At 51.8% G+C, this 20032-nt stretch carries 17 protein-coding genes; all 17 read right to left on the bottom strand.

What is annotated here, in order from left to right:
• Positions 1-60 precede the first annotated feature (60 nt).
• The 17 genes from CGC65_RS11015 to CGC65_RS10935 all read right to left on the bottom strand — a co-directional run bounded on the left by CGC65_RS11015 (position 61) and on the right by CGC65_RS10935 (position 19792).
• On the bottom strand, positions 61-765 hold the full coding sequence (locus CGC65_RS11015; RefSeq protein ID WP_002569327.1) for a hypothetical protein: 705 nt from the start codon (positions 763-765) through the stop codon (positions 61-63).
• A 40-nt stretch (positions 766-805) separates the two neighbouring features.
• Positions 806-2929, bottom strand: a complete 2124-nt coding sequence (locus tag CGC65_RS11010; RefSeq protein WP_002569328.1) for a polyribonucleotide nucleotidyltransferase — start codon at positions 2927-2929, stop codon at positions 806-808.
• Positions 2930-3167: 238 nt separating this feature from the next.
• Positions 3168-3434, bottom strand: coding sequence for a 30S ribosomal protein S15 (gene rpsO, locus CGC65_RS11005; RefSeq protein ID WP_002569329.1), 267 nt, complete (start codon positions 3432-3434; stop codon positions 3168-3170).
• 179 nt (positions 3435-3613) lie between these two features.
• Positions 3614-4564: a bifunctional riboflavin kinase/FAD synthetase gene (locus CGC65_RS11000; protein ID WP_038282740.1), complete on the bottom strand. Its 951-nt coding sequence runs from the start codon at positions 4562-4564 to the stop codon at positions 3614-3616.
• A gap of 59 nt (positions 4565-4623) precedes the next feature.
• Positions 4624-5550 carry a tRNA pseudouridine(55) synthase TruB gene (gene truB, locus CGC65_RS10995; RefSeq protein ID WP_002569331.1) on the bottom strand — a complete coding sequence of 309 codons (927 nt, stop codon included), beginning with the start codon at positions 5548-5550 and terminating at the stop codon, positions 4624-4626.
• Positions 5551-5560: 10 nt separating this feature from the next.
• Positions 5561-6529, bottom strand: a complete 969-nt coding sequence (locus tag CGC65_RS10990; protein ID WP_002569332.1) for a DHH family phosphoesterase — start codon at positions 6527-6529, stop codon at positions 5561-5563.
• A complete protein-coding gene (gene rbfA / locus CGC65_RS10985) occupies positions 6529-6930 on the bottom strand; it encodes a 30S ribosome-binding factor RbfA (RefSeq protein ID WP_002569333.1) in 402 nt (133 codons plus the stop codon). Before rbfA ends, CGC65_RS10990 begins: the two co-directional genes overlap by 1 nt.
• Positions 6931-6955: 25 nt before the next feature.
• Positions 6956-10354: a translation initiation factor IF-2 gene (gene infB / locus CGC65_RS10980; protein WP_002578478.1), complete on the bottom strand. Its 3399-nt coding sequence runs from the start codon at positions 10352-10354 to the stop codon at positions 6956-6958.
• Complete coding sequence (locus tag CGC65_RS10975) at positions 10341-10676, bottom strand: L7Ae/L30e/S12e/Gadd45 family ribosomal protein (protein ID WP_002569336.1); 336 nt, start codon at positions 10674-10676, stop codon at positions 10341-10343. Before CGC65_RS10975 ends, infB begins: the two co-directional genes overlap by 14 nt.
• A complete protein-coding gene (rnpM, locus tag CGC65_RS10970) occupies positions 10666-10938 on the bottom strand; it encodes an RNase P modulator RnpM (RefSeq protein WP_002569337.1) in 273 nt (90 codons plus the stop codon). The genes CGC65_RS10975 and rnpM overlap by 11 nt, the downstream gene beginning before the upstream one ends.
• 34 nt (positions 10939-10972) lie before the next feature.
• Entirely contained in the window at positions 10973-12139 is a 1167-nt protein-coding gene (gene nusA, locus CGC65_RS10965) for a transcription termination factor NusA (protein ID WP_002569338.1), read from the bottom strand.
• A gap of 41 nt (positions 12140-12180) precedes the next feature.
• The gene (locus CGC65_RS10960; RefSeq protein ID WP_002569339.1) at positions 12181-12648 is read right to left on the bottom strand and encodes a ribosome maturation factor RimP; all 468 of its coding nucleotides are present in this window, start codon (positions 12646-12648) and stop codon (positions 12181-12183) included.
• A 165-nt stretch (positions 12649-12813) separates the two neighbouring features.
• Complete coding sequence (locus CGC65_RS10955) at positions 12814-14826, bottom strand: methyl-accepting chemotaxis protein (protein ID WP_002569340.1); 2013 nt, start codon at positions 14824-14826, stop codon at positions 12814-12816.
• A 287-nt stretch (positions 14827-15113) separates the two neighbouring features.
• Positions 15114-16253: an N-acetylglucosamine-6-phosphate deacetylase gene (gene nagA / locus CGC65_RS10950; RefSeq protein WP_002569341.1), complete on the bottom strand. Its 1140-nt coding sequence runs from the start codon at positions 16251-16253 to the stop codon at positions 15114-15116.
• Positions 16254-16579: 326 nt separating this feature from the next.
• On the bottom strand, positions 16580-17815 hold the full coding sequence (gene hydF / locus CGC65_RS10945) for a [FeFe] hydrogenase H-cluster maturation GTPase HydF (RefSeq protein WP_002569342.1): 1236 nt from the start codon (positions 17813-17815) through the stop codon (positions 16580-16582).
• Between the two features lie 213 nt (positions 17816-18028).
• Positions 18029-19450, bottom strand: a complete 1422-nt coding sequence (gene hydG / locus CGC65_RS10940) for a [FeFe] hydrogenase H-cluster radical SAM maturase HydG (protein WP_002569343.1) — start codon at positions 19448-19450, stop codon at positions 18029-18031.
• A 90-nt stretch (positions 19451-19540) separates the two neighbouring features.
• On the bottom strand, positions 19541-19792 hold the full coding sequence (locus CGC65_RS10935) for a TM1266 family iron-only hydrogenase system putative regulator (RefSeq protein WP_002569344.1): 252 nt from the start codon (positions 19790-19792) through the stop codon (positions 19541-19543).
• Positions 19793-20032 lie beyond the last annotated feature (240 nt).

Raw genomic sequence — 20032 nt, 5'->3', positions numbered from 1 at the left:
ATACCGAAGGTTGAAAAAAGACAATGCCTGTTTTCACAGGCACTGTCCCTTTCTTCTTACCTATTTGAAGGTTGCGTTGTTTACCTCATCAGAGAACTTGCTTAAGTCCTGAGGCATCCAGGCAATCTTTTCCTTGCCGCTTACATCCACCTTGACTCTCTGGCACTTGATGGTCAGCTCAGTCATCTCTTCTGATGGCTCCATCTCGCCAATCTTTGTCATATACTGCTTTACAGCATCCTGCATCAGCTTCTGAAGGGCATCCTCATCACCGGCCATGATAGCTGCTGCTGTGTCTTCGTCGATGTTGTTCTGCATATCGGTCATAACGTCTACCATGATATTCTGCATATCGGTCATGGAATAGCTCTTAACCTTCAGAAGTACGGTGGTCTCGTCCTTGCTCTGGTCTGTGATCTCGGTGCTGTAATCCAGCTTGTCAATCAGTCCCTGAAGGGCATTGGACATTTCCTCTACCTCTTCGTCAGAGAACTCAATGCCTGCAGCCTCAAATTCTGACTTGAACATGGAAACCAGGTCTGTCTCAGCGGAATCATCCATCAGGGCGGTCTTTACATCTTCCTCAGAAGCAAATCCCAGCAAATCCTTCATAGGAGTCGCATTTTCCTTAACAGACAGCTCATACAGTGCTCCCACTACCTGGTCTGCCGGTTCCAGCTTCTGCTGGCATCCTGTCAGTGCAATGCTGCACACAGCCATAACGGTTGCGGCCAATACCGCAAAATTTCTCTTCATGTTTCTCATAAACTTATCTCCTCTTTAATTCTGCCCTCTACCGGGCAATTTATTTTTCCTCTGTCCTGGCAGCAGTCTTATTCTCTGCCAAGTCGCTTGGTCTCATGGTCAGGTTGATTCTGCCCATCTTATCGACCTCAGTTACCTTTACAGTAACCTCATCGCCGATATTCACAACATCCTCCACCTTGCCAACGCGCTTATCAGACAGCTTGGAAATATGAATCATACCATCCTTATTGGGGGCCAGCTCTACAAATGCGCCGAAGTTCATGATACGCACCACTTTGCCGTTAAATATCATGCCCGCCTCAATATCTGTAACGATTCCGGTAATAATCTGGATGGCCTTATCAATCATAGCCTCGTCCGTGCCGCATACATTTACAGCACCGTCGTCCGTAATGTCAATCTTAACACCGGTCTCCTCAATAATCTTGTTGATAACCTTGCCCTGCTTTCCTACCACATCGCCAATCTTCTGCGGATCGATGGTAATCTGCTTAATCTTCGGGGCATATGGGCTTAAATGCTTCCTTGGCTCTGAGATGACAGGCCTCATTACATTGTCCAGAATATACATTCTGGCTTCTCTGGTCCTGGCAATAGCTTCCTCGATAATAGGCCGTGTCAGTCCATGAATCTTAATATCCATCTGGATGGCAGTAATACCATTCTTGGTTCCGCCCACCTTAAAATCCATATCGCCAAAAAAATCTTCCAGGCCCTGGATGTCTGTAAGCACCAGATAATCGTCATCCGTATCCCCGGTCACAAGACCGCAGGAAATACCAGCCACCATTTCCTTAAGAGGCACACCGGCAGCCATCAGTGAAAGGGTGGACGCGCAGATGCTTGCCTGAGAGGTGGAACCGTTGGATTCCATGGTCTCAGATACGGTACGGATTGCATATGGGAATTCCTCCGCGCTTGGCAGAACCGGAATCAATGCCCTCTCCGCCAGGGCGCCATGGCCTATCTCGCGGCGGCCGGGTCCTCTGCTTGGCTTTGTCTCGCCTACAGAGAAGGATGGGAAGTTATAGTGATGCATATAACGCTTGCTGGTCTCATTCTCATCCAGGCCGTCTAATTTCTGAGCCTCGGACAGAGGAGCCAGGGTGCAGGCGTTGAGTATCTGTGTCTGTCCGCGGGTAAACATACCTGAACCATGAACTCTCGGAAGCAGGTCAACCTCTGCGGCCAGGTGGCGGATTTCTGTGATGGCGCGGCCGTCAGGACGCTTGTGATCCTTTAAGATCATCTTGCGGACCGTCTTCTTCTGGTACTGGTAAACAGCCTCGCCCAGGACGGCAAGCCATTCCTCGTTGCCGGCAAATGCCTCTTCCAGCTTTGCTGTGATCTCTGCTATATTCTTCTCGCGGGTCTGCTTGTCATCGGTAAACACAGCCTCTTCCATTTCCTGAGGAGTCACGATTTCCCTGATGGCGGCAAACAGCTCTTCCGGCACTGCGCAGCTCTCGTAAGTGTGCTTTTCCTTACCGCACTCAGCCACGATGGTGTCGATGAACTTGATAATTTCCTGGTTTACTTCATGAGCCCTAAAGATGGCGTCAATCATAATCTGCTCCGGCACCTCATTGGCTCCGGCCTCAATCATGATAACCTTTTCCCTGGTGGAAGCAACGGTCAGTGCCATGTCAGATACCTGCTTCTGGTCAGCAGTGGGGTTGATAATAAACTCACCGTCAATCAGACCCACCTGCGTGGTGGCACAGGGACCTGCAAACGGAATATCGGAAATGCTGGTTGCAATGGCAGAACCCAGCATGGCTGTCAGCTCAGGGCTGCAGTTGGGGTCCACACACATTACGATGTTGTCAAGGGTCACGTCGTTGCGGTAATCCTTAGGGAACAGCGGCCGCATGGGGCGGTCGATAACGCGGCAGGTCAGGACAGCGTTCTCAGAAGCCTTGCCTTCCCTCTTATTAAAACCGCCTGGTATCTTTCCTACTGAATATAATTTTTCCTCATATTCCACACTGAGCGGGAAGAAATCAATGCCTTCCCTTGGCTTGGATGACGCGGTTGCCGTGGAAAGCACCACCGTATCGCCATAGTGCATGAATGCAGCACCGCTTGCCTGGGCAGCCACACGGCCAACCTCAACAGTCAGCTTGCGTCCTGCCAAATCCATACTAAAACTTTTAAACATACTGGTATCTCCTTTACAATAAAAAAATAATAAATGTTACCGGTATGGTTGGGGCATGTCCGATTTCATTGGCATCCCCCGGGGCAGAAGACGCCGAAACTACTGATCTGCCTGCAGAATCCCCAATCCTGCAGGTACATCAGCGGTCTCGGAGTGATACCTCTGCCGCCCACACCGCTTCTTCCTCTCCATGATAAGCAAATATAGGGTGGAGTTCCCTCCACCCTAATCTTCAGAATTACTTTCTGATACCAAGCTTCTCGATTAATGCACGATATCCTTCCAGGTCTGTCTTCTTTAAGTAATCAAGAAGACCTCTTCTCTGTCCAACCATCATCAGAAGACCTCTTCTGGAGTGATGATCCTTTGGATTCTGCTTCAGATGTTCGGTCAGTTCTGTGATTCTCTCTGTCAGAATGGCAATCTGAACCTCAGGTGAACCTGTGTCCCCTGGCTTACGGCCATACTCTGCGATAATCTGTGCTTTCTTTTCCTTTGAAATCATGGTGTTTCCTCCTTAATATTATTCATCTCACCAAAAACCAGGCTGCCGGCTGGAGTCACCAGGTAACCGGGCATCGGCGTTATTTCATACCGACTTAGTATAGCATAAATGGGTGGGGTTGTAAAGTGCGAAAAAATAAATTTGGCGGGAGTAAATTTAGCATGAGGGCGTCTCCCGTCTCACCCCTGTGCAATCATCTCCGGATGGTTTTCATAATATGCATTGGCAAACTCTTTATCCTTCTCAATCCGCTCCTTCAGTTCCTCAAAGGAGGTGAATTTTTGTTCCGGGCGGTCGAAGGCCAGGAGCTGGACTTCTATATTTTTACCGTAGATGTCGCCTTCCAGGCCAAAGATATAGGTCTCCACGCCTGCGGGGTATTCTCCTCCTACCGTGGGCTTTTTGCCGATATTGGTGACGCCTTTATAGTAGACGCCGTCCACCAGCACCCGTGATACGTAAACGCCGTATCTGGGCAGGCGCTTAATGGGAGGCGGAAGGATATTGGCTGTGGGGAAGCCCAACAGGCTGCCTCCGATGTGGTTGCCGTGCACTACTTCCCCGTGGATGGCATAGGGCTGGCCCAGCAGCTGGTTGGCCTTTTCCACATTGCCTTTTTCCAGCTCTTCACGGATATAGGTGCTGCTGATGTCACGCCTGTGGTCCTTTTCCTTTTCTATGACATGGAGATGGTAACCCAGGTCACGGGCCATGGCAGAGAGCAGCTCTGCACTGCCCGCGCCCTTGTAGCCAAAGCTGCAGTCCGGGCCTACCACGATTTCCCTGGCATGCATGCGGCCTGCCAGAATGTCCTTTACAAAGGCTTCCGGCTCCATATGGCGTGTTTCCTCGGTAAAGGGGTATTCCACCAGATAATCAATCCCCACCTTCTCCATGTTGGCCCGGCGCTCCAGGTTGGTGGTGATGACGGTCTGGGGCTTTCCCGTGACTGCTGTTCCCGGAGCCGTGCCAAAGGTGAAAATGGCTGTGGGATACCCAGTTGCTTCCTTCAGCTCCATCATGGTTCTCAGTAACTTCTGGTGGCCTCTGTGCCTGCCGTCAAACTTACCCAAAGTCACGATGGTGGGCTCCTCTATCTGAAATTCTGTGGTGTCTGCAATATACCTCATCCTGTCACTTCCTCGTTTTTTCCTCTGTTCCAGATGTTCCGGCAGCGCTGCGCGGGCAGCTACATAAGGAACATCTTCCAGGGCTTCCACCAGTGCCTGTCCTTCTGGTACTGGTATACCCCTGTGAATCTATGATTACTGTCATACATACGGAACATCTGTCCGTCCTCAGCCCCGGCCTTCCACTGGTCTGACTGACTCCAGTCCAGATGTCTTGCAAAGCAGGGATTTCCGTTGTGTAAAAGGGAATCTGCTTCCGGCAGACATCCAAGAGGCGGATAGGACTGCAGGGCTTCCTCCACCGGGAGGATGCAGCTCTCCACAGCTGCCTGGTCACGGAGCTGTTCCAGCTGGTCCAGTGTAAGGCTGTCCTCAATGCTGAAACGGTCCACCCTGGTACGTGTGAGATGCTCCATACAGCCCCCGCATCCCAAAAGCCTTCCTATATCATGGCACAGGGTACGTATGTAGGTGCCTTTGGAACAGGTGACCTCCATCCAGACCCTGGGCAGTTCTATCCTGCTTACCTTTATGTCCAGAATCTGCACCGCCCTTGGCCGGCGTTCCACTTCCTTTCCCGCCCTTGCCAGCTCATACAGCTTCTTTCCGTCCACCTTAAGCGCGGAGTACATGGGAGGTATCTGGGCATAATCGCCCTTAAATCCCATAACAGCTTCATTTACCTGTTCCTCAGCAAGGGACAGCGCCCCTTCCCTGTCTTCTGCCAGAATGGTTCCCGTGGTGTCCTGGGTATCTGTCTCACAGCCCAGCAGCATGACAGCCTGGTACGTTTTGGACCGGTCCGTCAGCATATCGCACAGCCTGGTGCCTGCCCCCAGACAAACAGGAAGGACTCCTTCAGCTGCGGGGTCCAGGGTTCCTGTATGGCCTATTTTTTTCTGCTTTAAAATTCCTCGAAGCCGGGCTACCACATCGTGGGAAGTATAGCCCGGCTCTTTGTATACATTTATGATTCCGTGATACATGGTATGTTCCTTACTCCTGGCTGCCTGATGCAGCATCCAGCTGCCTGGCAATGTGTACGGACAGATTGTTGATTACGTCGTGTATGCTGCCGCTCATAGAGCATCCGGCAGCCCTTACATGGCCACCGCCGCCGAAGAACGCGGCAATCCTGCTTACGTCCACCAGATACTGGGAGCGCATGCTGACCTTAAATTCCTGAGGTCCTGTCTCATAGAGGAAAATGGCAACTTCCACGCCTTCCGTAAGGCGCAGCTGGTCAATGATGCCGTCCATATCCTTGCCGTCAACCCCGTAAAACTCCATCTCGCTCTGGCGGATGGCGCTGAAGATGCACCGTCCGTCAAAAAAGGTGATGCTCTCCAAAAGAGCTCTGCCCAGAATCTGGTTCTGGATGTATGTTTTTCTGTAAAAGCTGTTGTCTATGATGGCTCCGAAGTCAATTCCCTTTCCCATCAGCTTACCCGCTATCTCCATGGTGTGGGCTGAGGTACAGGAAAATTTGAACACGCCTGTGTCGTGGATGATGCCGGTATACAGGCATTCCGCCGTATAGCGGTCAAGTTTTCCTTCGTCCAGCTGGTCAAAAAGGACCTCGCAGGTGGAACTGGCCTCATCCGGAACCACGTTGGTGCCGCCGTAACGGGTATTGGTCACGTGATGGTCCAGGCACAGGCTTTTGTCAGCCTGGTCCAGGTAATGTTTAAAATCACCCAGACGCTGGATATCGCCGCTGTCCAGGCAGACGCAGAGCTCATAGCATTCACCGTCAACCTGGTGGCGGATTGTATCATATCCCTTCAGATAACTGAATTTAGGAGATGACTCCTCCAGATACACGGCTGCCCGTATATCTGGATAATTAAGCCGGAGATAGTTATAAAGTCCCAGTGTGGAGCCCAGGCAGTCGCCGTCCGGGCGTATATGGCCCAGGATAGCGACGGACTTGGTGTCCTCTAACATCTGTTCAAGAATCGTCATTAAAACTCCTCCTTTGCTCCTTCCTCATCCTGTGTTTCTTCCTGATGAAGGTCTTTTGTCACTTCATCAATGAGTCTGGACATGTTGACACCATATTCAATGGACTGGTCCAATATGAACTTCAGCTCCGGCGTGTTGCGCAGGTTTACCCTTCTGGCAAGCTCCCTGCGCACGTACCCTTCTGCGCTCTTTAACCCCTGGATGGTTGACTTTCCCGCCTCCTCGTCCCCAAGAACGCTGATATACGCCTTGCAGAACTTAAGGTCTGGTGTAACCTCCACGGAAACCACACTGGTCATGGGATGAATCCTTGGATCCTTGATTCCCCCGCGGATGATCTCACTGAGCTCCCGCTGGACCTCCATGTTGATTCTGGTATTCTTTATGCTGTTCTTACGCATGTAACTCCTCTCTTAGCCATGATGCCTATCTCGGTACTTCCACCATGATGTAAGCCTCGATCTCATCATCTTCCTGAAGATCATTAAACTTCTCAAATACAAGACCGCACTCGTATCCTGCCGCCACTTCCTTTACATCGTCCTTGAAACGCTTAAGAGAAGCCAGAGGTCCTTCAAAAATCTGCTCTCCCTCTCTCTTGACACGGCAGCTGCAGTTTCTCTGGAACTTGCCGTCCAATACATAGGAACCTGCAATGGTGCCTATGCCGGATGCCTTAAAGGTCTGGCGGATCACTGCATGGCCGATAACCTTTTCCTCGAATACAGGATCCAGCATGCCCTTCATGGCTGCTTCCACATCCTCGATGGCCTGATAGATAACCTTGTACAGACGGATATCCACCTTCTCGCGCTCCGCAATGGACTTGGCTGTTGCATCCGGACGGATGTTGAAGCCGATGATGATTGCGTTGGACGCGGATGCCAGGGAAACATCGGATTCGTTGATGGCGCCTACGCCGCCGTGAATCACCTTCACCATAACCTCCTCGTTGGAGAGCTTGGTAAGACTCTGCTTTACAGCCTCCACGGAGCCCTGCACGTCAGCCTTTACGATAATCGGCAGTTCCTTTACATTACCGGCCTGAATCTGGCTGAACAGGTCATCCAGAGACAGTTTTGCCTTTGTATCCTCTATCAGTTTGCTCTTTCCTTCTGAAATAAATGTCTCAGCAAAGTTTCTTGCTTCCTTCTCATTTTCAGTAGCCACAAATACCTCACCGGCATTCGGCACATCGTTGAGGCCCAGGATTTCCACTGGCGTGGATGGTCCTGCTTCCTTCACGCGGCGGCCCCTGTCGTCCATCATGGCACGAATCTTGCCGAAGCATGCGCCGGCCGCAATGGTCTCTCCCACTCTTAAGGTACCTTTCTGTACCAGAACCGTGGCAACAGGTCCCTTGCCCTTATCCAGCTCTGCCTCGATCACAAGGCCCCTGCCCTTACGGTTGGGGTTAGCCTTCAGTTCAAGGACGTCTGCGGTCAGAAGAACCATCTCCAGCAGATCCTTGATACCCTCTTTTGTATGGGCGGAAACAGGTACAAAGATGGTGCTGCCGCCCCAATCCTCGGGAATCAGCTCATACTCAGCCAGCTCCTGCTTTACCTTATCCACGTTGGCGCTTGGCTTATCAATCTTATTGATGGCCACAATGATTTCCACATTGGCTGCCTTTGCGTGGTTGATGGCCTCAACTGTCTGAGGCATTACACCGTCGTCCGCAGCCACTACCAGGATGGCAATGTCCGTGGACTGTGCTCCTCTCATACGCATGGCCGTGAATGCCTCATGTCCCGGCGTATCCAGGAACGTAATCTTGCGGTCGTTTATCTCAATGACAGACGCACCAATATGCTGGGTGATGCCGCCTGCCTCTCTTGCAGTCACGTTGGTCTCACGGATAGCGTCCAAAAGGGAGGTTTTACCGTGGTCAACATGGCCCATAACACATACAACCGGTGATCTGGGAACCATGTCCTCGGTGCTCTCTTCATCTTCCTTCAAAAGCTCCGCTATGACATCAACCTTTACTTCCCTTTCACACAGGACATCGAATTCCATGGCTATCTCTTCCGCCTGCTCATAGTCGATTTCCTGGTTCAGGGTTACTACCTGGCCCTTTAAAAACAGCTTCTTTACAATGACAGACGGCTGAAGCTTCATCTTCTCTGCCAGCTCCTTGATGGTGAGTACATCGGGAAGAGTAATGGTTTTCACCTCATCCGCCTTGGACTCCTCCTTCTTAGGCTGGGGCATGATAAATGCTCCCTTTCCTGTCTTCGGCACTTTCTTCTTGCCGTCCTCCAACCTGTCGCGCTTATCAAATCTGTCATTCTTATGAGAATTCTTGTTCTGGCGGTTGCTGGTTGGCTTTGTCTGGATTGGGGTGTCAAAGGAAGATTTTCCGTCTCTGGCTCCTGCCGGGCGGCGGCTGTCATTCCTGCCTCTGTTATCCCTTGCATCCTTGTCATCTCCCGGACGGCCCTGATAGCCACCCTGGGGTCTTGCGCCGTAGCCGCCCTGAGGCCTGTTGCCCTGGTAGCCGCCTCCCTGGGGCCTGTTGTTGTCGCGGTTACCCTGGTAGCCTCCCTGGCCTCCCTGATAGCCGCCCTGGGGCCTGTTGCCCTGATAGCCGCCTCCCTGAGGTCTGTTGTCGCGGTTACCCTGGTAACCTCCCTGCCCCTGATAGCCGCCCTGGGGTCTGTTTCCCTGGTAGCCGCCTCCCTGGGGTCTGTTGTTGTCACGGTTGCCCTGGTAGCCTCCCTGGCCTCCCTGATAGCCGCCCTGAGGTCTGTTGCCCTGATAGCCGCCTCCCTGGGGCCTGTTGTTGTCGCGGTTGCCCTGGTAGCCTCCCTGGCCTCCCTGGTAGCCGCCCTGAGGTCTGTTGCCCTGATAGCCGCCTCCCTGGGGTCTGTTGTTGTCGCGGTTGCCCTGGTAACCTCCCTGATAGCCGCCCTGGCTTCTGTTGTTGTCACGGTTGCCCTGGTAGCCTCCCTGGCCTCCCTGATAGCCGCCCTGGCCGCGGTTATTATCGCGGTTGCCCTGGTAACCTCCCTGGCTCCTGTTATTGTCGCGGTTGCCCTGGTAGCCTCCCTGGCCTCTGTTGTTGTCACGGTTTCCCTGGTAGCCTCCCTGGCTGCCCTGATAGCCTCCCTGACCGCGGTTGTTATCGCGGTTGCCCTGGTAACCTCCCTGACCGCGGTTGTTGTCGCGGCTGCCCTGGTAGCCTCCCTGGCTCCTGGCTGTATCGCGGCTGTCCTGGGCAGTTCCCTGGGTTCCTGTATGAGCACCTGCCTGGGGTGCTGCAGACGGCTGGGGTGCTGCGGCTTTCTCTGAAACCGTATCCGCGGACTGGGCCTGCACCTGAGGTTTGGCAGCCTCTGCCGGTACTGCCGATGCTGCTGCCTGCGCCGGCTGCGGCGCTGCCGCGGGAGCGGGTGCCGTATGGCCCTGGTTTGCTGTCTGGGATTTCGGAGGAACCGGACGCTTAATCTGCTGCTGGGCGTTCTGCGGGCGGAACACGGCTGTCAGCTTCTTCTTAGCCGGCTCTCCCTTGGACGCGCCGTCCTGGCTCCTGACAGCCTCTGCCTTAGGAGCCTCTGTTTTAGGCGCTTCTGTCCTTGGTGCCTCTGTTCTTGGAGCTTCTGCTCTGGGGGCCTCTGTTTTAGGAGCCTCCGACCTGTGCTCCGGTGCGGCAGGTTTTGCATCCCTCTTAGGATTTGCAAAAGAGCGCACAATATTCTCCTGATCCTTTGTCACATTCGATGCTGCATATAATACAGCTGCTTTATCTTTCGTCTTAATAATTTCCAATATCTCCTTACTGGTCTTGCCCAGTTCATTTGCCAGTTCACTTACTCTCATTCAAGCTACCTCCGTTTATATTCATTCGTTCTACCATTGACTTTGCGAAACCTGCATCCTCCACTGACAGTGACGCCCTGAACTCCTGCCCCATGGCATGCCCCAGTTCGTCCTTTGTTCCAAACAGATAGATTGGGACTTTATAGTAAGTACACATGTTGGTAAACTTTTTCTTCGTGTTGTCAGAAGCCTCTTCCGATACGATTACCAAATGGGACTTTCCGCTCTTTACTGATTTCTCCGTCGAAAATTCGCCGCTGACCACCTTCCTGGCCCTTGTTGCAAGGCCCACCAGGCTTAACAGCCTTTTGTTATCTGCCAAGTTCTTCCATCTCCTTTTCCAGAGTTTCATACACCTCTTTGGGAATGGCCATCTTGAAGGAACGTTCCAGTCCCTTTCCCTTCACTGCCTTCTTCAGGCATTCCATTGATGGACACAGGTAAGCGCCCCTGCCGTTCTTGCGGCCTGTGGCATCCAACATAATCTCATCCTCGGCGGTTTTTATGACTCTTATCATTTCTTTCTTGCTCTTCATCTCCTGGCAGCCGATACACTGCCTGAGCGGAACTTTTTTCATGCTCACTTACATCACTCCTAACCTTCTCAGAGTATCCCTTTTACTGTTCGCTTCCGTCTTCCTGATAGTTTTCTTCATATTCCTGGTAGCTTTCCGGTTCCTCCTGCTCTTCCTCATAATTCTCAGAGGACGTGTCGCCGTACTGGAGTCCCATCTGCTCGAAGAGCCCCATTTCCCTGGCCTGGGTTTCACTCTTAATATCAATCTTAAAGCCCGTAAGCCTTGCGGCCAGTCTCGCGTTCTGGCCCTCCTTGCCAATGGCAAGGGACAGCTGGTAATCCGGCACAATAACCTGTGCTTCCCGCTCTTCCTCATCCGCCACAACGCAGATAACCTTTGCAGGGCTCAAAGCGTTTTCAATCAGGTACGCAGGATTGTCGTCCCAGTTAATGATGTCAATTTTTTCACCCTTTAATTCACTTACAATGGAATTAACCCTGGAACCGTTGAGACCCACGCATGCGCCTACCGGGTCCACATTGGCGTCATTGGATTTCACCGCAATCTTTGTCCTGGAGCCTGCTTCCCTGGCAATGGCCTTGATTTCCACTGTGCCGTCGCGGACCTCGGCCACCTCGGATTCAAAGAGACGTTTCACCAGGTCCGGGTGTGTCCTGGACACAGAAACTCTTGGGCCCTTTGGCGTATCCTTTACCTCGATGACATATACCTTGACCCGCTCCGTGGGACGGAATGTCTCACCCTTTACCTGCTCGCTTTCATTGAGGATGGCGTCCACCCTGCCCAGGTTAATGCTCACGTTCCTTCCCAGATAGCGCTGTACCACGCCGGTCATGACATCCTTTTCCTTCATATAATACTCGTTGTACAGTGCCTTGCGTTCTTCCTCGCGTATTTTCTGCAGAATCACGTTCTTTGCGTTCTGTGTGGCAATACGTCCGAATTTCTTGGAATCCAGCGGAATCTGTACCGTATCCCCAATCTCATACTTGGGATTCAGCATCTTGGCATCCGCCAGACTCATCTCCAGACAATCGTCCTCCACGTTTTCCACAACCGCTTTTTCTGCATATACTGCAAAGTCACAGGTATTTGGGTTCACTGTGACCTTTACATTATCGGCTTTTCCGAAATGGTTCTTACAGGCAGTGAGTAAAGAGTTTTCAATCGCTTCAATGAGCGTATCTTTGGAGATGTTCTTCTCTTTCTCCAATACCTCCATTGCCTCTAACAGTTCCTTGTTCATGTTTATCCTCCTATCCATGTCTCAGCATGTGAATGATCTAACTAAAAATCCAGCGCAAGCCGTATCAGGGCAATGTCCGCTTTTTCAAATACCATCTGGCTTCCGTCTTCCATGGTCAGCGTCACAGTATTTTCATCATATGCACTGAGGGCGCCCGTAAATTCCTTTTGCTTGTTAAGCTGACGGTAAAGCCTTACATCCACATCCTTGCCCATGCTTCTTACGAAGTCCCTTTCCTTCTTAAGAGGACGGCCCAGTCCCGGGGAACTGACTTCCAGAATATAGCTGTCGTCAATAAAATCCTCTTTGTCCAGCCAGTCGCTTAAGGCCCTGCTGATGACCTCACAGTCATCCACGGCAATCCCGCCTTCTTTATCTATATAAGCTCTCAGGTACCAGGTACCTGCTTCTTTTACATATTCCACGTCTACCAGTTCAAAACCATGCTCTTCCATCAGTGGAAGGAGGTGTTTCTCCACCCGGCTCTCATAGCTCTCCTTTTTTCCCATCGTTCCACCACCTTTCCTGTCTTTCCAAAACGAAAGAGTGGACTGGTGTCCACTCTTTTATCAGTAATTTACATTAGTTATCGTATACACTATACCATCATGCCGCTGTAAATGCAAGCATTTTCAAGGATTTTATCGAAAATTTCGTAACAGTTCAAAGTCCCGTTACAACTTCCTGTCCGTCCTGAATCTGGAAATCAAATCAAAAAGTTTCTTAGCTTCCTCTGAAAGTTCGCCTCCTGTTGCAGCGTTCTCCTCCACCATAGCGGCATTTGTCTGAACCACTCCTGATATCTGTTCGATCCCGATGCGCACCTGATCCAGGGATTTGGCCTGTTCCGTGGAAGCCTTTGATATGTCCTCCACCGCCTCCGCGATCTGTTGTGCGCTGGTAACCACCTGCCCCAGTGACTGTGCCGTCTCATTGGCGATCTTCTGTCCGTTATCAATGGACCGGAGAGACTCTTCGATCAGAGATGTGGTATTCTTAGCCGCCTCGCCGCTTTTATTTGCCAAATTCCGCACCTCATCCGCCACAACGGCAAAACCTTTCCCTGCCTCACCGGCCCGCGCCGCCTCCACTGCCGCGTTTAAAGCCAGTATATTCGTCTGGAATGCTATGTCTTCGATGGTTTTGATGATCTTCCCTATCTCGCCCGACTTATTGCTGATATCCCTTACTGCTTTCACCAGCTCCTGCATCTGTGTGTTGCTGAGCGCAACCCGGTGGTCCATTTCCGCAGAGCGCCCGCTGACCTCTTCGGTGCGCCTGGCATTGGAATCTACATGAGTAAATATTTCATTGATGGTGGCGGCAAGCTCTTCCACGGAGCTGGCCTGCCTGGCATTTCCATCCGCAAGGCTGCTGGTACTGTCCGCTACCTGGCCCGAACTGGCCGTCACCTGTTCCGCTGTGCGAAGGATACTTCCCAGAGTATCATTCAGCGTAGTCCGGATCCGCATCAGAGCATCCCTGATTTTCGCAAAATCTCCTTCGTACTGTAGTTCCAGTTCAAACTGAAGATTGCCGTCAGCGATTTCATCCAGGACCCTGGTGGTCTCATTGATATATTCAATATAGTCCTTAAGCTTTGACACGGTGCGCTCCATGGCGGAGGCAACCTGCCCGATTTCATCCTTTGAGTGCACGCCCGTCTCCACATTCAGTTCCCCATCCGCAATCCGGTGTGCAGCATCAGCAAGTTTTTTCATAGGACGTGTAATGCCGTTGGAGATCAGCAGAACAGCCGCCGCCATAAGGACCATACTGCCTGCAAATGTGACCGCCGACATGCGCATGACCGTATAAAAGCCCTGAAGCGCTTCCGTCTCCGGCATGGCGGAGAGTACATACCACCCCGCGCTGTCTATTCTGGTAAGATTCCCGTAATACCGGGTTCCGTCTATTTCATATATATAATCCCCGGTCAATCCGTTCTGTACAGCCTGCTTTACTTCATCTGAGATATTGATTTCTGAAATGGATTTCCCCACCTGTTCTGTGTCCGGGTAGCAGAGAATATTTCCTGAGCCGCTCATGAGCACAAGAAATCCTGTCTGCCCTAACTTCACCTCATTGATCCGCTGCTGAAGGGTATCCAGGTTAATATCCGTGCCGGAAGCCCCGTATACTTCTCCGCTCTGACGGTCAATCACAGGTGCCGCCGCCGTCACAATAGGGAGTCCCGTATTAACATCAATGTACGGCTCCGTCATAACAGGCTTCTTTGTTTTTGTGCACTCAAACCATGGTCTTGACGTAACGTCCCAACCTGGATCACTGATAAAGCCGTCCGGCTGAAAAAGCTGGCTGGAATCGGTATCAGCCAGCCAGACCCCCAGTATGGTAGATGAATCCAGGGCCTGACGCACCGCCATGGCCGCCATCACCTCATCATAGCGGGGAGCTGCGCTGGCCCGTTGGCTGCCTCTCAGTTCATGCATGAAATCTATAACCAGAGCTTCCTGGGCGGACTGCTCAACCGCTTTTAAATGTCCGGTAAAGAAAGTATCCACTTCATGGGCAGCGGACTCAGAATCAGATGTCAGCTTTTCTCTGGCCTGCACCTTGGCATATTTCCCCACAGACACGCTGATCAGCACTCCCGACAGCAGAAATACCATCAATGCAGGTACCATGATACCTAAAAACATTTTAATCCGGATTCCAATTTTCATAATATTTAACCCTCCTTATGTTTCCGACATCTCCTGTTTTGGTTATATATGCATAAAAATCACACATTGCAGATGTTCTTTGTTATTATATCGACAATATAATGCAAATCATAACACCTGTTACACCAAAAAATGCCAGAATCGGAGAGGAATGTGAAGTATTATTAAAAAATGGTCAGACCCCTCATAAAGGAATCTAACCATAGATGTAAAAAAATTAGTGAAACGTCATTGAATGCCGGACTGTAACAAAAATTCCTTTAAACAGGACAGTCCGGATGCTTTCATCAAAGCATTGCGCGTCCTCTGCACCAAGTCTGGAGCACGCTGTAATCATCATCCAGAACCACCAAATCCCCGTCGCATCCGGCTGCAATCCTTCCCTTTCTGTGATCCACGCCCAGACATCTGGCCGGGTTGATGGTACATGAATTAAGGGCAGCGTCAAAGGGCACCAGAGCCTGCTCCACCAGAATCTTAAGTCCCCTGTTCATGTTGAGGGTGCTGCCCGCAATGGTTTCTGTTCCCTTGAGACGGGCCAGTCCGTCCTCGCCTATCTCAATGTCATGGCCGCCCAGCTGGTACTGTCCTCCCGGAGGGCAGTGCTTAGCCCTGAGGGAATCACTGATCATGATGGAATAATCACGTCCCTTGGCTGTAAAGAAGTTGTTCAGGGCCGCCAGGTGGGAATGGCATCCGTCACAGATTATTTCCCCGTAGATATCCCTTACCCTGAAGGCCGTGCCTACCAGCCCCGGTTTGCGGTGATGGTAAGGCGTCATGCCGTTATATACATGGGTCATGGATAAAGCGCCGTTGGCAATTCCCAGAAGAGCCTGCTCGTAAGTGGCTGCCGAATGCCCCATGCTGACCACCACTCCGTGGGTGGAACAGTATCTGGTAAGCGCATGGTCCGGATCCCGCTCCGGCGCCAGAGTGATATATTTGATAAGGCCTTCTGCCGCCTCCTGATATTTCTTAAACTGCTCCACAGATGCAGACGCAATGGCTTCCGGCGGCTGCGCCCCCTTGTACTCCATGTCCAGGAACGGTCCCTCAAAATGGATGCCCAGGATTTCAGCCCCTTCGTAGCCTTCCTTTACCACGGCCGCCACATTGGCCACGGCCCTGGTGAGCACATCCGGCATCTGGGTCACGGTGGTGGGCAGAATGGCTGTGACGCCCTCCTCAGGAATCCGCTTCATCCAGTTGCGGAGCCCTTCCGGCTGGCCGTCGTTTGTGTCAAAATCATATGCTCCGTGTGTGTGGATATCAATGAAACCCGGCACGATTCTCTTATCCCCGTAATCCTCGTCAGCCGGTCCCGCACCATACTCATGGATACGGCTGATGACTCCATCCTCAATCTCCATCTGGGCTGCCATGAACTGTCCTGCTATCCAGACTCTCTTACCCTGAATCCTCATAATTTCTTCTCCTTCCATATTATATGTGTTCTCTATATTAATTCCCCTTAGTTATAAGTATATCACGTTAGAAATATTTTTCAATATAATTTCTAAAATAAAAAATATTTTTATTTCTATGTAACAGGCATTTAGATATTCTGAAGGATAAATGAGCTGTAAAAAGCATAGAAAGGCAGGGTCCTGTATCACATAAAATATGATTCACAGGCCCTGCCTTATATCAGTTAATTCCTATATCACTTCATTCTTAGCATCATTTACCCTTATTTCCCAGCCTCTGGTTATGAACCGGCCTCCTGTTCAGGCGCCTTTGCCCTTTTCCCTCACCCTTCCCGGCTGCCGCAAAGCAGTGCCGCTATCTCAGGAAAGGGTTCCACGCTCCGCCTCAATATTCCCTGTACATACGCAATGGTTATACCGTAGTTGGTTATGGGTATCCCCTGGTCGTGGGCGCATTTCATCCTGTATTTCATCTCACGCTCATTCAGCATGCATCCGCCGCAGTGGACAATCAGACGGAAGCCTGCCAGGTCATCCGGAAACTCTGTGCCTGAGGTAAACACAAACTCCGGTTCTGTTCCAGTATATTCCCGTATCCATCCGGGCAGCTTTACGGTCCCGATATCCTCGCACTGCCGGTGATGGGTGCAGCCCTCACAAATCAGGATTCTGTCCCCCTTTCCGATGCGGTCCAGAGCCCTGACGCCCCGCACCATGGGCTCCAGGCTCCCTTTATAACGGGCAAAGAGAATGGAAAAGGAGGTCAGGAGAATATCCTCCGGCGTATCCGCACTGACCTTTGCAAATACCTGGCTGTCGGTGATGACCATTCTTGGCTTCTTACCCAGAGAGGCCAGCGTGTCCCTCAGTCCGTTTTCCCTGACCACCACGGACACTGCGTCCGCTTCCAGGATGTCACGTATGGTCTGCTGCTGGGGCAGAATCAGGCGTCCCTTGGGAGCCGCCTTGTCAATGGGCACCACCAGAACAGCCAGGTCAGACGGTGAAAGCAGGTCTCCCACGATTTTCCGGCTGGTTTCCTGGGTCTTGCCCAGATTTGCCAGACACTCCTTAAGCGCCGTAATACCCTGACCGGTATGGGCGCTGACAGACAGGACAGGAACCGATTCGGGAATCCCCTCCGGTCTCCCACCGGCAGCTCCGACCACATCCGCCTTGTTGCAGACTGCCACGCAGGGAATCTGCTTTTCTCCTATCTTCTTCAGGAGGGTGTAATCCTCCGGAGCCGGCCCGTGACAGGCATCCATCACCAGCACAGCCACATCCGTCTTGTTGAGTACCTGATAGCTCTTTCTCACCCTCAGGCTTCCCAGCTGGCCTTCGTCGTCAATGCCCGGCGTATCAATCATCATCACAGGACCCAGAGGCAGCAGCTCCATGGCCTTATATACAGGGTCCGTGGTAGTCCCCTTCACATCCGACACCACAGCCAGGTCCTGGCCTGTAACCGCGTTCAGTACGCTGGATTTGCCGGCATTTCTCCTCCCAAAAAATCCAATATGTATCCGGTCCGATGCCGGCGTATTGTTCATTCCCATGGTTATCCGCTCCTCTTTCCCTGGTTCCTTGCTGGTTTATTGCTGGTTCATTTCCGATTCATTACCAATTCAATACCGGTACATTACCTGTTTACTTCCGGTTCATTGCCTGTTCACTTCCGGTACATTACCTGTTTACTTCCGGTTCATTGCCTGTTCACTTCCGGTTTATTACCGGTTCACCGCCGGTCAGTTGCCGGACGGATCCTCTGCTTAAAACCTGAAATCCCTGATACCCTGTTCAATCTTTGCCAGGTTATCTCTGACAATCTGCTGCACCTTCTCCTTGGGTATGCTTCCAATTTCCTTCTCTATGAGCGCCTCACCGATGCGCCTTGTCTCCTCGGAGCTGTAATCCATCAGATATTCCTTCAGCGTCATAAGGGCATTGGGATGGCAGCAGTTTTGAATCTGTCCGCTCTTGCACAGGGACATAAAACGGTCGCCTGTGCGTCCTTCCCTGTAGCAGGCCGTGCAGAAGCTGGGAATATACCCCATTCCCATGAGCCAGTTCACCACCTGGTCCAGGGTGCGGTTGTCGCTCACATCGAACTGGGCTGAACATTCCTCCTCCGGCTCAGGTTCAAAGTAGCCGCCCACGCTTGTCTTGGAACCGCCGCTGATTTGGGAAATACCCAGGTGCAGCACCCGTTCCCTGGTTTTCTGGCTTTCTCTGGTGGATACAATCATGCCTGTGTAGGGAACTGCGATGCGGATACAGGCCACCAGCTTGGCAAAGGTGTCGTCGTCAATTCCATTGTCAAAGGAATCCGGATCAATGTCATCCGCCCTGCGTATCCTGGGCACGCTGATGGTATGGGGTCCCACCCCGAACACCGCCTCCAGGTGCTCCGCGTGCATCAGAAGTCCCGCAAATTCATACCGGTAAAGCTCCAGGCCAAACAGCACGCCGCATCCCACATCATCAATACCGCCCAGCTGTGCACGGTCCATTGCCTCTGTGTGGTAACAGTAATCATGCTTCGGCCCTGTGGGATGAAGCTTCTCATAGCTTTCCTTGTGATATGTCTCCTGGAACAGAATATAGGTACCGATTCCCGCGTCCTTAAGCTTCCTGTAATTCTCCACTGTGGTGGCCGCTATGTTCACGTTGACGCGGCGTATGGCTCCGTTTTTATGCTTTATACTGTAAATGGTGTCAATGGACTCCAGCATGTATTCAATGGGATTGTGCACCGGGTCCTCCCCTGTTTCCAGGGCCAGGCGCTTATGTCCCATATCCTGCAGCGCCATAACCTCCCTGCGGATTTCATCCTGTGTCAGCTTCTTCCTTGGGATATGCTTGTTCTTGGCGTGGTAGGGACAGTACACACACCCGTTGATGCAGTAATTGGACAGGTACAGAGGCGCAAACAGCACGATGCGGTTTCCGTAGAAATCCTTTTTAATCTGCTCCGCCAGCTCATAAATTTCCTGGTTCTTGTCCTCCAGTCCGCAGTCCAGAAGCACCATGGCCTCCCTGTGGGTCAGGCCCCTGCGCTCTCTGGCCTTTGCCAGAATCTCGTCGATCAGCTCCCTGTTGGTGCGGTTTGCCTCCCCGTAGGCAAGGGTCTCCTCAATTTCCCCGTGATGGATGAATTCCTCCGCATGGGATGATTTTGGGTCGTAGTTCATGTTCTTCCTCTCCTTTTCTTGCCGGGTCAGGGTCCGCGGCCGCTTCGGCCTCCGGCAACACTTCCCCGTCAGATGATTTATATAGTTTTATCAACTACCGATATTGGAGTACAGGGCCTTGGAGTTAATGCCCTGAAGCCTGCCCAGTTTGCCGGACAGGGCGCTTATGATGTCCTGGGGCGCATCCACCACAACGCTTATGATGTTCACCTTTTTCTTTGCGTAGGGAAGCCCCATCCTTCCAATGATGTACTGACTGTATTGGTGGAGCAGCTCGTTGACGCTTTCCACAGAATCCTTATTTTCCACGATTATGCCGATCACCGCGATTCTTGTCTCCATACGATACCTCCGATAATAAAAAAAGGATACGCCAAAAAGGCGTATCCTGAACATACTGTCACATCTGTGTCCCCGCCTTCCCCTTCAGCCCTGCTTCGGGTCAGTCAATCACATATCCTGCTATGGGATGCTGCCATTGCTGCCGTCTCTTTGCTGTAAGGCACTTGCCGCAAGACAAGCCTGTCAGCGCAGATACCGGTACCGTGTACCATGGCGCACATCCGTTTTTCTTATCTTACT

The organism is Enterocloster bolteae (genome assembly GCF_002234575.2).
GTDB classification, from domain to species: Bacteria; Bacillota; Clostridia; order Lachnospirales; family Lachnospiraceae; genus Enterocloster; species Enterocloster bolteae.
This window is presented reverse-complemented; position numbering and strand designations above follow the sequence as displayed.